This is a genomic window from Streptomyces sp. NPDC043746 (genome assembly GCF_056436485.1).
The window spans coordinates 1-13,800 of record NZ_JBWKCM010000030.1 but is presented as its reverse complement, the minus strand read 5'-3'; the positions used below and the strand labels follow the sequence as shown (position 1 = coordinate 13,800).

Annotated in this window: 11 protein-coding genes and 1 riboswitch; of the genes, 7 read left to right on the top strand and 4 right to left on the bottom strand. The window is 72.5% G+C overall.

The window, feature by feature from the left end:
* The first annotated feature begins 108 nt into the window (after nucleotides 1-108).
* The 3 genes from guaA to AC0682_RS26120 all read left to right on the top strand — a co-directional run bounded on the left by guaA (nucleotide 109) and on the right by AC0682_RS26120 (nucleotide 3,876).
* Nucleotides 109-1,695 (top strand): glutamine-hydrolyzing GMP synthase, encoded by a 1,587-nt coding sequence (gene guaA, locus AC0682_RS26130; protein WP_254811889.1) that lies wholly within the window; start codon nucleotides 109-111, stop codon nucleotides 1,693-1,695.
* A 253-nt stretch (nucleotides 1,696-1,948) separates the two neighbouring features.
* Nucleotides 1,949-3,217, top strand: coding sequence for a hypothetical protein (locus tag AC0682_RS26125; RefSeq protein WP_478535468.1), 1,269 nt, complete (start codon nucleotides 1,949-1,951; stop codon nucleotides 3,215-3,217).
* 140 nt (nucleotides 3,218-3,357) lie between these two features.
* Nucleotides 3,358-3,876 (top strand): DoxX family protein, encoded by a 519-nt coding sequence (locus AC0682_RS26120; RefSeq protein ID WP_478535467.1) that lies wholly within the window; start codon nucleotides 3,358-3,360, stop codon nucleotides 3,874-3,876.
* On the opposite strand, the gene AC0682_RS26115 is transcribed toward AC0682_RS26120, so the two are convergent.
* Nucleotides 3,783-4,046: a hypothetical protein gene (locus AC0682_RS26115; RefSeq protein ID WP_478535465.1), complete on the bottom strand. Its 264-nt coding sequence runs from the start codon at nucleotides 4,044-4,046 to the stop codon at nucleotides 3,783-3,785. The two genes, AC0682_RS26120 and AC0682_RS26115, sit on opposite strands and share 94 nt — an antisense overlap.
* Nucleotides 4,033-5,385 carry a PspC domain-containing protein gene (locus tag AC0682_RS26110; RefSeq protein WP_478535463.1) on the bottom strand — a complete coding sequence of 451 codons (1,353 nt, stop codon included), beginning with the start codon at nucleotides 5,383-5,385 and terminating at the stop codon, nucleotides 4,033-4,035. The genes AC0682_RS26115 and AC0682_RS26110 overlap by 14 nt, the downstream gene beginning before the upstream one ends.
* A gap of 208 nt (nucleotides 5,386-5,593) precedes the next feature.
* Between AC0682_RS26110 and AC0682_RS26105 the strand changes: the two genes are divergently transcribed.
* Nucleotides 5,594-6,892, top strand: coding sequence for a PspC domain-containing protein (locus AC0682_RS26105; protein WP_478535462.1), 1,299 nt, complete (start codon nucleotides 5,594-5,596; stop codon nucleotides 6,890-6,892).
* On the top strand, nucleotides 6,889-7,584 hold the full coding sequence (locus tag AC0682_RS26100) for a LuxR C-terminal-related transcriptional regulator (protein WP_084748772.1): 696 nt from the start codon (nucleotides 6,889-6,891) through the stop codon (nucleotides 7,582-7,584). The genes AC0682_RS26105 and AC0682_RS26100 overlap by 4 nt, the downstream gene beginning before the upstream one ends.
* A 148-nt stretch (nucleotides 7,585-7,732) precedes the next feature.
* On the opposite strand, the gene AC0682_RS26095 is transcribed toward AC0682_RS26100, so the two are convergent.
* Nucleotides 7,733-8,833 carry a C40 family peptidase gene (locus AC0682_RS26095; RefSeq protein ID WP_478535460.1) on the bottom strand — a complete coding sequence of 367 codons (1,101 nt, stop codon included), beginning with the start codon at nucleotides 8,831-8,833 and terminating at the stop codon, nucleotides 7,733-7,735.
* 265 nt (nucleotides 8,834-9,098) lie between these two features.
* Between AC0682_RS26095 and AC0682_RS26090 the strand changes: the two genes are divergently transcribed.
* Nucleotides 9,099-9,452, top strand: coding sequence for a hypothetical protein (locus AC0682_RS26090; RefSeq protein WP_254811884.1), 354 nt, complete (start codon nucleotides 9,099-9,101; stop codon nucleotides 9,450-9,452).
* Nucleotides 9,453-9,569: 117 nt separating this feature from the next.
* Here the strand turns inward: AC0682_RS26090 and AC0682_RS26085 are convergent, their stop codons facing one another.
* Nucleotides 9,570-10,796, bottom strand: coding sequence for a C40 family peptidase (locus AC0682_RS26085; RefSeq protein ID WP_478535458.1), 1,227 nt, complete (start codon nucleotides 10,794-10,796; stop codon nucleotides 9,570-9,572).
* Nucleotides 10,795-10,961: riboswitch (cyclic di-AMP (ydaO/yuaA leader) on the bottom strand. Its footprint overlaps the gene before it by 2 nt.
* Nucleotides 10,962-11,219: 258 nt before the next feature.
* Here AC0682_RS26085 and pcrA point away from each other — a divergent pair.
* Nucleotides 11,220-13,661 carry a DNA helicase PcrA gene (pcrA, locus tag AC0682_RS26080; RefSeq protein ID WP_478535457.1) on the top strand — a complete coding sequence of 814 codons (2,442 nt, stop codon included), beginning with the start codon at nucleotides 11,220-11,222 and terminating at the stop codon, nucleotides 13,659-13,661.
* Nucleotides 13,662-13,800: the final 139 nt, after the last annotated feature.

Here is a 13,800-nt window from a genome sequence, read left to right as displayed (position 1 = left end):
AGACGGGAGAGTCCCGGTCCCCGGCATCCCCGGCCCGGCGGAGGGTTCGCGCACGGCCGGTAGAATCGGAAGAACCGACCCCCTTCACCACCGCCGGAAGGCCGCCCCGTGCCAGCAGCACCCACCGCCGCCCCCGACGCCACGGCCGACGTGGTCCTCGTCGTCGACTTCGGCGCGCAGTACGCCCAGCTCATCGCCCGCCGCGTCCGTGAGGCCCGGGTCTACAGCGAGATCGTGCCGTCCACCATGCCGGTGGCGGAGATGCTGGCGAAGAACCCCCGCGCGATCATCCTCTCCGGCGGCCCGTCGTCGGTCTACGCGGAGGGCGCTCCTTCGCTGGACCGCTCGCTCTTCGAGGCCGGGGTCCCCGTCTTCGGCATGTGCTACGGCTTCCAGCTGATGGCGACCACGCTCGGTGGCACAGTCGACGACAACGGGGCGCGTGAGTACGGCCGCACCCCGCTGCACGTCACGAAGGCGGGGTCGACCCTCTTCGAGGGCACGCCCACCGAGCAGCCGGTGTGGATGTCGCACGGCGATGCCTGCTCGGCCGCCCCCGAGGGCTTCACGGTCACCGCCTCCACGGACGTGGTCCCGGTCGCCGCCTTCGAGAACGACGAGAAGAAGCTCTACGGCGTCCAGTACCACCCGGAGGTCCTGCACTCGACCTACGGGCAGCAGGTCCTGGAGCACTTCCTCTACCGCGGCGCGGGCATCGAGCCGAACTGGACGACGACCAACGTGGTCGAGGAGCAGGTCGCCCTGATCCGCGAGCAGGTCGGTGACAAGCGCGCCATCTGCGGCCTCTCCGGTGGCGTGGACTCCGCGGTCGCCGCAGCCCTCGTCCAGAAGGCCATCGGCTCGCAGCTGACCTGCGTGTACGTCGACCACGGGCTGATGCGCAAGGGCGAGACCGAGCAGGTCGAGAAGGACTTCGTCGCCGCGACCGGCGCGAAGCTGAAGGTGGTCGACGCGGAGAAGCGCTTCCTCGACGCCCTGGCCGGCGTCTCCGACCCGGAGCAGAAGCGGAAGATCATCGGCCGCGAGTTCATCCGGGTCTTCGAGCAGGCCCAGCTGGAGATCCTCCAGGAGGAGGGCCCCGAGGTCGCCTTCCTGGTCCAGGGCACGCTCTACCCGGACGTGGTGGAGTCCGGCGGCGGCACCGGCACCGCCAACATCAAGTCGCACCACAACGTGGGCGGCCTCCCCGACGACATCGAGTTCCAGCTCGTCGAGCCGCTGCGCCAGCTGTTCAAGGACGAGGTCCGGATGGTCGGCCAGGAGCTGGGCCTTCCCGAGGAGATCGTCCAGCGCCAGCCGTTCCCCGGCCCCGGCCTCGGCATCCGCATCGTCGGTGAGGTCACCAAGGACCGCCTGGACCTGCTCCGCGAGGCCGACGCCATCGCCCGCGAGGAGCTGACGGCGGCCGGCCTGGACCGCGACATCTGGCAGTGCCCGGTGGTCCTCCTGGCCGACGTCCGCTCGGTCGGCGTCCAGGGCGACGGCCGCACCTACGGCCACCCGGTCGTGCTGCGCCCGGTCTCCTCCGAGGACGCGATGACGGCCGACTGGTCCCGTCTCCCGTACGAGACGCTGGCGAAGATCTCCACCCGCATCACCAACGAGGTGGCCGACGTCAACCGCGTGGTCCTCGACGTGACGAGCAAGCCGCCGGGGACGATCGAGTGGGAGTGACCTCCCGGGTTCGCCTGAACCCCTAGGGCTCCTGGTCAACGTTGATGCCGTCGCTCATTCGCTTGGGCGGCGGCATCGTCGTATCGCCTGGGTACGCTGAGTGAAGGGACCTGTGGCAGCGGATCAGTCGAACGTTCTGACGGCTGCCGGCCACCGGCCGCCCCGATGCGGGAGGCGCCCGTCCCGTACGGCACAATTCGCTGGTATCGAAGGTGAGTTGGCTGTACCGGGGTGGGAAAGGGCGTAAATCTCCGTGGCGTTGGACGAGGCAAGGGCGAGCGGTGCGCACGGCGGAGGCTGTACGTGCGGGGACTGCCCGCATGGAGCACGCGAGGGGCACCGGCGCGCGGTCGCCGCGTTCCTGGCCAAGCGGGACGAACTGGCCGCCGGGAACGGGCTGCCCGCCGGGGTCGCCCAGTCCGCCTCCGCCTCCCGGCAGTGGGTCTCCGACGAGCTGACCGAGTCCGCCCGTACCGTCGCCGAACGGGGCCGGGCCGCCGGGGACGTCTGGCTCCACCATGTGTGGCGGGGCACCCTGTTCGGCGTCTGGGGCGCGGTCGTCGCCCTGCTCGTCGGTGCGAGCCTCACCGCGATCGGGCCCGGCTGGACCACCGCCCGCACCGCCGCCCTGGCCGCCGCGTTCGTGACCGCCGCCCTGCTGACCGTCGCCGCCCGCTTCCACCGGGCCCGGGGCGGCCTCCTCGCCCCGCTGATCGGTGAGGACAACCGGCTCTCCACGTCCAGGACCGTCGCCGCCGCCTGGGTGCTCCTCGCCGTCTTCGCCGTGCTCGTCCTCGCCCTCCAGCTGGCCGGCGCCTCCGACCCGGCCGACCGGGACGCGCTGATCCAGGGGCTCGACCTCGCCCGGTCGGCCGGGGTCGTCGCCGTGCTCGCGCTGGTGTGCGCGGTCGCCGTCGTCGTACGCCGGGTGGTGACCGTACGGGTGCTGGGCCAGCGGCTCCAGAAGCTGCGCGCGGACCGGCCCCGCGCGGCCGATCTGCTCACCGACGACTCCGGGCGCGGCTCGTTCACGGATGTGCAGTACGTGCTGGTCAGCGCCGTCGCCGTGCTGTTCGCCGCCGTCCGCCTCGCCCGCCGCCCCGAGCAGCTGCCCGATCTGCCGTGGGGGCTCGCCCTGCTGGTGGCGGTCTCGGCGGCGACGTACTTCGCGGGCAAGTACGCGGAGGGCGGCCGTCCGGTCGTGCTCTCCGTCGTCCGGGCGCGGGAGGCCGGGGACCTGGACGCCCCGATCCGGACCGGCGACGACATCGAGATCCGGGGCGCGGGCTTCGTACCGCCCGGCGCGGGCGGCCCCGACCGGCTGGCCCGGCTCGTCGTGCGGATCGGCACGGTCCACGTCCATGTACCGCTGATCCCGGTCGCCGGAGGCTTCGCCAACCCGACCGACACCGTCCTCACCGTCCCGGTGCCCGTCGAGGTCGAACCGGGGACTGTCGACGTGCAGGTCATCACCGCCGCCGGAGTGGAGACCAACCGCTGTGCGATCGATGTGACGGACTGACCGACCGACCCGCCTTCCCTCCTCCTCTCCTCCCTCCCGCCCTGATTTCTTCCGCTGATTGCCCCGCGGCCCTGGTGAGCGTCGTCGGACAGGCGTACGTATGGTCAGGTGACGGGTCTTCGGGAAGCGGGGCAGCGGTGATGAACGGCTACGGCGGTGGCAGCGGCGGTCTGTACGGTGCGGGGGAGCGGCGGGGGCTGCGGGAGCAGGCGCGGGAGTACGCGCTGCTGCCGCTGCGGATCTTCCTCGGTGTCACCTTCGTCTACGCGGGGCTCGACAAGCTGACGGACAGCGCGTTCCTCTCCGCCACCGGCCCCGGCTCCATCGGTGAGCTGATGAGCGGGGTCCGTGACTCCTCCGCGATCCCCGCCCTCGTCGACCTGGCGCTCAAGAGCCCCGAGGGGTTCGGCCACGCCATCGCGGTCGGTGAACTCCTCGTCGGCCTCGGCACCCTCGTCGGCCTCTGGGCCCGGCTCGCCGCGCTCGGCGGGGCGCTGATCTCGCTGAGCCTCTGGTTGACGGTGAGCTGGCAGGCGACGCCGTACTACTACGGCAACGACCTGCCCTACTTGATGGCGTGGCTGCCGCTGGTGCTCGCGGGCGCCTCCGTGTTCTCCGCCGACGCCTTCTTCGCCTCCCGGCGCCGCCGCACGATGTAGGCGGTCCAGGTCGCCGTGGCGGCGAGGAACAGACCGCCCAGGAGGACCGGGAGGAAGAAGGCCCGCGGGACCTTCCACGCCCCGGCCGCCTCCGCCGCGTACGCCCCGGCCAGGGCCAGCATCGTCAGACCCGCCAGCGCCCGGCCGGGCCGGAATTCATGACGCAGCACGGCTGACCTCCACCTGTCCGATTCCGACCTGCACGTCCAGCTCGATGGTCCCGGCCGGTTCGCCGTCCCCGGGCGGTGGCAGGGTGCGCTGGGAAGACTCGTCGCTGTTGATCCGGACCTGGACCCGCTGGCCCTCCTCCAACCGGATCTCCCCGAGGCCCACCTCGGCCCGCACCTTCACCGTCACGTCCTTCGGGACGACGACGGCCGCCCGGCCGACCCCGACCTCCACCCGGGTCCGCACGGTCTGGCCGCGGGGGACCGCCACCCCGGACAGGTCCAGCCGGGCGTCGCCCGTGCCCAGCTGGTACACCGGCTCCACGGTGGCGACCGCGGCCGGGCGCCACTCCTTGCGGGCCCAGTCCGTGCTGATGTCCTTCGGCACCAGCGTGGTCCCCGCCAGCAGCACCGCCGTGACCGTCGCCAGCAGCACCGTGCCGAACCCGGTCCGCCCCAGCAGGGAGGAGGCCAGCAGGCCGAGACCGAAGACGGCGAGCGCGGCGACCAGGCCGACCTGGAGCACCGAGCCCAACGGCTGGTGCGGCCAGCTGAGCCAGGTGCCCAGGCCACCCGCCACCAGCGCGGTGAGGAAGACGAGGCCGCTGATCGAGCGCGGCCCCGGCGGGGCGGGCGCCGGAGCCGGCGGGCGGAACGGGGCGTCGGGGCTGGGGCGCCCGGCCCGGACCACCTCCCGTGCCGCCTCCGGGTCGGCGTCCGAGGGGCCCCACAGGTAGTCCGGGGCGGCCGGGCCCGTGGTGCCGTCCTTGACGATCGGGTCCCGCCACCACGACGGACCGCCCGGCGTCGGCGGGGCCTTCACCTCCGGCGGAGCCGCACCGAGGCCCGTCGGGTGTGCTGGGGCGGGGGTGGCGGCCGGGGTGCCCGGCGGGGCCGCCGGGTCCTCCGGAGGAGCGGCGTTGCGGCGGGACTGCGTCCACACCGAGCAGCCGACCACCGCCACCGACAGCAGCGCGGCGAACGCCAGCATCCCCCGGTTGCCCAGCATCGACAGGAAGAGCCCGCAGCCGATCAGCGCCAGCAGCAGCGCCACCAGCGACGCCCCGTCGACCCGGCCCGACAGCAGCCGGCGCGCCTCGTTCTCCTCCTCGCCCTCCAGGGGCAGCAGGAGCCAGGCGAAGCCGTAGAAGATCAGACCGATCCCGCCGGTCGCGGAGAGAACGCCGAGCACGATCCGGAAGATCACCGGGTCCACGTCGCAGTACCGGCCGAGTCCGCCGCAGACCCCGGCCACCATCTTCTGCCGCGGGCTGCGCCGCAGCTGCGGCCGGGAGGCGTCGGGGGGCGCGACGCCGGGAGCTGCGTCCGAGGGAGCGGTCATGCCTCCATGGTGACGGTACGCACGGCCCGGCGGGACCCGCGCCGACCCTGGCCGGTCCCTGATTTTGCGCGGGCCCGTCCCGCAGGGGGGGGCCGGGCGATGCGGCCCGGACGGGGGTCGGCACCGGGGAGGGGTGGGGCTGGCATCAGGGTCGATCAGGGGGTCTACCCTGATGCCTCCCGGGCCCACGGCGTGTGACGATCGGGGTATGCCAGCCGCCACCGCCCGAGCCGCGCACAGCTCACTCACCGCCGACCCGGAGGAGCCGCCGCTGCGCAAGCTGTACCGCAGCGCCGACGGGCGGATGCTGGGCGGCGTCGCACGCGGGCTCGCCGGGCACCTCGGGCTGCCGGTCGTCTGGGTCCGGTTCGTCTTCCTCGGGCTCTTCCTCAGCGACGGCCTGGGCGCTCTGCTGTACGCGGTGTTCTGGATCGTCGTCCCCCTCGGCGTCGGGGGCGTCGGTGAGGCCCACGGGCCGCGCTCGGTGTTCGAGACGGCGGCGGACGGGCGGCGAAGACTCCGCAAGCCGGACCCGGGCCAGGTCTTCGCCCTGGTCGCCCTGCTCATCGGGGCCGTGGTCTTCGCCGTCAACGTCGACATGGGCAGCGAGGCCGACCGCTACATCTGGCCGACGCTCCTGATCGGCGCGGGCTCCGTCCTCGTCTGGCGCCAGGCGGACAACGCCCGGCGCGCCCGCTGGATGGAGGTCGGCCGCAGCCGCCGACTGCTGCAACTGGCCCGCGCCGTCGCCGGGGTCGCCCTCGTCGGCCTCGGGCTCGCCGTCTTCATGGTGGTGCGCGGCTCGGCCGCCCAGCTGGGCAACGTGCTGACCGCCGCCATCGCCGTTCTCACCGGCATCGCCCTGCTCGCCGGGCCCTACCTGGTGCGGATGGTCCAGGATCTCTCCGAGGAGCGGCTGATGCGTATCCGCGCCCAGGAGCGCGCCGAGGTCGCCGCCCACGTCCATGACTCCGTCCTGCACACCCTCACCCTGATCCAGCGCAACGCGGACGACGGCGGCGAGGTCAGACGCCTGGCCCGTGCCCAGGAGCGCGAGCTGCGGAACTGGCTCTACAACCCGGAGGGCACCGGCAGGGACGAGGACGACGAGCCGGAGACCCTGGCCGAGGCGGTGAAGCGGTCCGCGGCCGAGGTGGAGGACAAGCACGGCGTGCCCCTGGAGGTGGTGGTCGTCGGCGACTGCCCGCTCGACGACAAGCTGGGCGCACAGATGCAGGCCGCGCGCGAGGCGATGGTCAACGCCGCCAAGTACGGTGGCGAGGGCGGTGCCGTGCAGGTCTTCGCGGAGGTCGAGGGCCGTACGGTCTTCGTCTCCGTCCGGGACCGGGGGCCCGGGTTCGACCTGGACGAGGTTCCCGCCGACCGGATGGGCGTACGAGAATCAATCATCGGCCGGATGCAGCGCAACGGCGGCACTGCCCGGCTGCGTTCGGTGCCCGGCGGGGGCACCGAGGTCGAGCTGGAGATGGAAAGGGCGAGCGAATGACCGAGAACACCGAAGCCACCGGGGGCCCGGAGCGACGGGTACGGGTCGTGCTCGTCGACGACCACCGGATGTTCCGCACCGGGGTGCAGGCCGAGATCGGCCGCACCGAGGAGACCGGCGTCGAGGTGGTCGGCGAGGCCGCCGACGTCGACCAGGCGGTCACCGTCATCACGGCGACCCGCCCCGAGGTCGTCCTCCTCGACGTGCACCTCCCCGGCGGCGGCGGGGTCGAGGTGCTGCGCCGCTGCGCCCCGCTGATGGGCGCGGCCGACGACCCGGTCCGCTTCCTCGCCCTCTCCGTCTCGGATGCCGCGGAGGACGTCATCGGTGTGATCCGGGGCGGTGCCCGGGGCTATGTCACCAAGACGATCACCGGCACCGATCTGGTCGACTCCGTCTTCCGGGTCCAGGAGGGCGACGCGGTCTTCTCCCCCCGGCTGGCCGGCTTCGTCCTGGACGCCTTCGCCTCCACGGACGCCCCGCCGGTCGACGAGGACATGGACCGGCTCACCCAGCGGGAGCGCGAGGTGCTGCGGCTGATCGCCCGGGGATACGCGTACAAGGAGATCGCGAAGCAGCTGTTCATCTCGGTGAAGACAGTCGAGTCGCACGTCTCGGCGGTGCTGCGCAAGCTCCAGCTCTCCAACCGGCACGAGCTGACCCGCTGGGCGACGGCCCGCCGACTGGTCTGAGCGGGGCGGCGGCCTTGCTGGCGGCGCGGCCTGCTTCAGCGGCGCCCCGGCCGAGCGTGAGGACGCGTTTCGCCCGGCGGCCCGGCGTGTGCGGTCCCGCCTCAGATGCGGCCCGGCGTGCGGAGGCCGTCGACCGGTTTCGGCCGGGTCAGGCCACCCGGGTGGCTCCGGCGAACGGCATCTGGTCGATGGGCGCGATCCGGACCGGCGCCCCCGGGCGCGGGGCGTGGATCATCTGGCCGCCGCCGATGTACAGGCCGACATGGCTGATGCCGGAGTAGAAGAAGACCAGGTCACCGGGGGCCAGTTGGGAGCGGGAGACGCGCTGCCCGGCGTTGATCTGGGTGTAGGTGGTGCGGGGCAGGCTGACCCCTGCCGCCCGCCAGGCCGCCTGGGTCAGCCCGGAGCAGTCGAAGGCGTCGGGGCCGGTGGCGCCCCAGACGTACGGCCTGCCGATCGCGCCGTGGGCGAAGGCGATCGCCCGGGCCGCTCGGGAGTGGGGCGCGGCGACCGGGGAGCCGGGGGCGGCGCGGTCGGTGTGGCCGGTGCCCGCCCGGTCGGCGCGGGCCGGGCCCCCGCCGGGGGCGGCGTCGGCCGGGCGTTCGTACGCGGCGCGCTCGTCGGCGGTGAGGGTGGCCAGGAGCGTGCGGGCGTCCGCCAGCTTGGTCCGGATCGCGGTGCGGTGTTCCCGTAGCTCGGCCTGCCGGGCGGCGAGCGCCTCGGTCTCCCGGTCGGCGCGGGCCTTGACCCGGGCGATCTGGGAGAGCTGGCGCCGGATCGAGCCGAGCAGCCCCGCCTGCCGGTCGCCCGCCCGGTCCAGGTGGGCGGCGCGCTCCAGGTAGCTGTCGGGGTCGGAGGAGAGCGCCAGTTGGAGGGCGGGGTCGAGGGTGCCGGTGCGGTACTGGGCGGTGGCCATCGAACCGAGCGTGTGGCGGGTGGTGTTGAGGCGGTCGGTGCGGCGGGCGGCCTCGTCGGCCAGGGCGTCGACCGCCCGGGTGGCGGCGGCCGCCTTCTCCTTCGCCCCGTTGTACTTCTCGGTGGCGACCTCGGCCTCGCGGTAGAGCCGGTCGACCTGGGCCCGGACCTGGGCGGCGGTGGGGGCGGGTTCGGCGGGTGCGGCCCCGGCCCCGCCGGCCGAGGTGGCGGTGGCGGCCCCGGCGAGCGCCAGGGTGGCGGCGGTGCGGGCAGCAGGGCCGGTGAACGGGCGCTGCTTGGGTTTCCGGTGAGCGGATTTCCGGTGCGCGGCCACGGGGGCGGCATCCTTCCTGTCGGCTGCCCGCCGGGGGATACCGATGGGCCCGCGAGGGACGCTAATCCGGGCGAACGGAAAAGAGTCGCCATGACAGCTATTGCCCGGATGTGATGCTTCGGTGCCCACGGGTGACTGCGGACCGTGAGCCGGAATTGACTATTCCGGCAGGTTCGGGCGCCGGGCGCACAGTTCCGGCGAAGACGCCGAGGAAGGCTTGCCTCACTGCTGGGTGAAGATGTGGCCATGGCTAGGCTCCGGAGCCATGGACGTACTCATCAATGTCTTCGTCGCCCTGCACATCATCGGCATCGCCTCCCTGCTGGGCGGCTTCCTGACCCAGATGAAGGCCATGGGCGCGGGCACCGCACGCTTTGTTCCGGCCATGCTGCACGGCGCGCTGACCATGCTGGTCACCGGTGTCGCCCTGGTCGGGCTCAACCAGGCCGACGACCAGGCCGTCAACAACATCAAGATCGGTGTGAAGCTGGCGGTCCTCGTCGTCATCCTTGCCCTCGTCTACGTCAAGCGGGACGAGGAGAAGGTCGAGAAGGGCGCGTTCGCGGCGGTCGGCGGACTGACGGTCGCCAACATCTTCATCGCCACGCTCTGGACCTGAGACCTGCGGGGCCTGAGGGACCCGGGGGCCTGCGGGGCCTGAGGGACCCGGGGACCTGAGAGGCCTGGGGCGGCCGTCGACGGGCCGCCCCCGCGCCACCGTTCCCGAGGGTGCTTCCTACGCCGGGCGCACGCTGCCGTAGATCGGCATGGAGTAGATCGACTCCTCGCGGACGTTCGTCCCCGGCTTCGGCGCGTGGATCATCATCCCGTCGCCCTTGTAGATGCCGACGTGGCTGATGTCGTCGTAGAAGAAGACCAGGTCCCCCGGCTGGAGGTCCGAGGTGGCGACGCGGGTGCCGACCTTCACCTGGTCCCAGGTGGTCCGGGGCAGCGTGACCCCCGCCTCCTGCCAGGCCGCCTTGGTCAGCCCCGAGCAGTCGTACGAGGACGGGCCCGTCGCCCCCCACACGTACGGCTTCCCGATCTGGGCGCGGGCGAAGGCGAGCACCTTCTCGGCCTTGGCCGCGTAGCCGCTGTCCGCCCCGGCCCCCGCCCCCGTACCCGTACCGGATCCCGGGCTCGTCCCCGTACCCGTACCCGTGCCGGAGCCGGAACCGGGGCCACCGGCCTCGGCGGACTCCTTCGCGGCCTCCTCGCGCGCCTTCTTCTCCGCCTCCTCGCGCTCCTTGGCCTCGGCGGCCTGGCGGGCGGCCAGCCGCTCCGCCTTCTCCCGGGCCTCGGCCTCCTTCCTCCGCTCCAGCTCCGCCAGCCGCGCCTTCTCCTCGGCGGTCAGCCGCGACAGCAGCGACCGGGCCTCGGTCAGCTTGGTCTGCACGGTCTGCTTGCTGGAGCGCAGCGCGGTCTGCGTCTCGGTCAGCTCCTCCAGGCTCTTCACGGCCTCCGCGCGCTTCTTCGAGGCCTCGGCCTGCTGCGTACGGAAGTCGTCGACGGCCTTCTGCTGCCGCTCGGTCGCCCGGCTCATCAGCCGGCTCTGGTCGAAGTACCCCTGCGGGTCGTCCGCCAGGAAGAAGGTCGCGGTGGGCGCGATGCCGCCCGTGCGGTACTGCGCGGCGGCGTAGGCGCCCAGCTCCCGGCGCGCCTCGTTGATCCGCTCGGTCCGCTTCGCCACATCGGAGAGCAGCGTGTCGACCTTGGCGCGCTGGGCGGTGGAGGCGGCCTTCGCCCGGTTGTACTGCTGGGTCGCGCTGCCCGCCTGCCGGTAGAGCTCGTCGACCTTCTTCTGCACGTCCTCGATGGCCGGTTTCGGCTCGGCGGGGGCCGCCGTGGCGTTCTGCGTGGAGAGCAGCGTCACGGAGGCGAGCGCTGCCGTCGTGAACCCGACGGCGGGGGTGGTGGTGCGCACCTTCGTGCGCGGCTTGCGATGCGATGCCAAGACCGGCATCTCCTTCCGTGGACCGCCTACCGGGTTAGCTGTCGGGTTCGGACGGAACGGAAGGCTGTCCTACGGTCCGGATGCGCGGGCACGGACCGATTCACCCCGGTGCTGCGTGTGGGTCCCCGGTTCCGGACCGCCGGGAGGGCGGCACGGATTCGGCAGAGGTGACCGTGAGACGCGGTTCGCCTCAGGGAGCTACGGATCACCTGACCGAGCACGCTAGCCAACCGGGCCCGCCGCTGGGAAGGAGGGTGAGCGATATGCCCGATACATTTTCGTGACCTTGCCGCGCTCCGGGCCCCACACCCCCTCCGACCGGGCACTCCTTCACGGAACGTGGGCGTCCGATCTCCGTCCGTACGGGTTCGGTCGGCCGCTTGTGGCCTTCGGCCGAACGTTGTCAGTGCGGCCCCCTAGACTCGGAGGGCGATGAGCAGCCTCTTTGACGACAACTTCCTGACCGGCCTCCAGCCCGCGGAGGACGGCCCGCCGCCGCCTCCCGAGGAGCACGCACCCGAAGCGGTGCCGGAGGGACTCTTCGAGGGCGTCTTCGACGCGCCCCCGCCGCCCCGGGACGGGTACTACCGGGACGGTCACCCGCGCCCGGTCGTCGACTCCGCCGCGCTGCTCGACGGGCTGAACACCGAGCAGCGCGCCGCCGTCGTGCACGCCGGCTCCCCGCTGCTCATCGTCGCCGGGGCCGGCTCCGGCAAGACCCGGGTGCTCACCCACCGCATCGCCCACCTGCTGGCCGAGCGCGGGGTCCACCCGGGGCAGATCCTCGCGATCACCTTCACCAACAAGGCCGCGGGCGAGATGAAGGAGCGCGTCGAGCATCTCGTCGGCCCGCGTGCCAACGCCATGTGGGTCATGACCTTCCACAGCGCGTGCGTCCGCATCCTGCGCCGCGAGTCGAAGAAGCTCGGCTTCACCTCGTCGTTCTCGATCTACGACGCCGCCGACTCCAAGCGCCTGATGGCCCTGGTCTGCCGCGATCTGGACCTGGACCCCAAGCGCTATCCGCCGAAGTCCTTCACCGCCAAGGTCTCCAACCTCAAGAACGAGCTGATCGACGAGGAGACCTTCGCCGGACAGGCCGCCGACGGCTTCGAGAAGACCCTGGCCCAGGCGTACACGCTCTACCAGGCCCGGCTGCGCGAGGCCAACGCCCTGGACTTCGACGACATCATCATGACGACGGTCCACCTCCTCCAGGCCTTCCCCGACGTCGCCGAGCACTACCGCCGCCGCTTCCGCCACGTCCTGGTCGACGAGTACCAGGACACCAACCACGCCCAGTACACCCTGGTACGTGAGCTGGTCGGCCCGTCCGGAGAGGCCGCCGACGCCCCCGCCGAGCTGTGCGTGGTGGGTGACGCGGACCAGTCGATCTACGCGTTCCGCGGTGCGACCATCCGCAACATCCTCCAGTTCGAGGAGGACTACCCCGACGCGAAGACGATCCTGCTGGAGCAGAACTACCGCTCCACGCAGACGATCCTCTCCGCCGCCAACGCGGTCATCGAGCGCAACGAGAGCCGCCGCCCCAAGAACCTGTGGACCAACGCCGGCTCCGGCGCCCGCATCACCGGCTATGTGGCCGACACCGAGCACGACGAGGCACAGTTCGTCGCCGACGAGATCGACCGCCTCACCGACAAGGGCGACGCGAAGGCGGGAGACGTCGCCGTCTTCTACCGGACCAACGCCCAGTCCCGTGTCTTCGAAGAGATCTTCATCCGCGTCGGCCTGCCCTACAAGGTCGTCGGCGGTGTGCGGTTCTACGAGCGCAAGGAGGTCCGGGACGTCCTGGCCTACCTCCGTGTCCTCGCCAACCCCGAGGACACCGTCCCGCTCCGCCGCATCCTCAACGTGCCCAAGCGCGGCATCGGGGACCGCGCCGAAGCCATGATCGACGCCCTGTCGATGCGCGAGAAGATCTCCTTCCCGCAGGCGCTGCGCCGCGTCGACGAGGCGTACGGCATGGCGGCCCGCTCCTCCAACGCCGTCAAGCGGTTCAACACGCTGATGGAGGAGCTGCGCACGATCGTCGAGTCCGGCGCCGGGCCCGCCGTCGTGCTGGAAGCCGTGCTGGAGCGCACCGGCTATCTGGCCGAGCTCCAGGCCTCCACGGACCCGCAGGACGAGACCCGTATCGAGAACCTCCAGGAACTCGCCGCCGTCGCCCTCGAATTCGAGCAGGAGCGAGGCGAGGAGGAGGGCGCGGGCACGCTCGCGGAGTTCCTGGAGAAGGTCGCGCTGGTGGCCGACTCCGACCAGATCCCCGACGAGGACGAGGACGGCTCCGGCGTCATCACGCTGATGACCCTGCACACGGCGAAGGGCCTGGAGTTCCCGGTCGTCTTCCTCACGGGCCTGGAGGACGGCGTCTTCCCGCACATGCGGGCCCTCGGCCAGACCAAGGAGCTGGAGGAGGAGCGGCGCCTGGCGTACGTCGGCATCACCCGCGCCCGCGAACGGCTCTATCTGACCCGGGCCGCCATGCGCAGCGCCTGGGGCCAGCCCTCGTACAACCCGCCCTCGCGGTTCCTGGAGGAGATCCCGGAGGCGCACCTGGAGTGGAAGCGCAAGGGGCCGATGGCCGCCCCGGCCGGACCCACCTCGGGCATCACCTCCTCGCTCTCCTCCTCCCGCTCCCGCTCCGGGCCCTCGGGCTTCGCCACCCGGCGCTCCACGGAGAAGCCGACGGTCGCGCTGGCAGTGGGGGACCGGGTCACGCACGACCAGTTCGGCCTGGGCACGGTGGTGGCCGTCGAGGGGGCCGGCGACCAGGCCAAGGCGACGGTGGACTTCGGCGACGAGCGCCCGAAGAAGCTGCTGCTGAGGTACGCGCCGGTCGAGAAGCTGTAGGGGCCACGACGCAACGAGTCAGGGGCGGGGAGGGTGCGGCCCGCCCTCCCCCCCCCGGCCCCTGCCCCCATTCCGACAGAGCAGGGTAAGTGGGGCTGAACGCGTGGATGGGGAAACACACAAAGCGGGTCAACAGGGG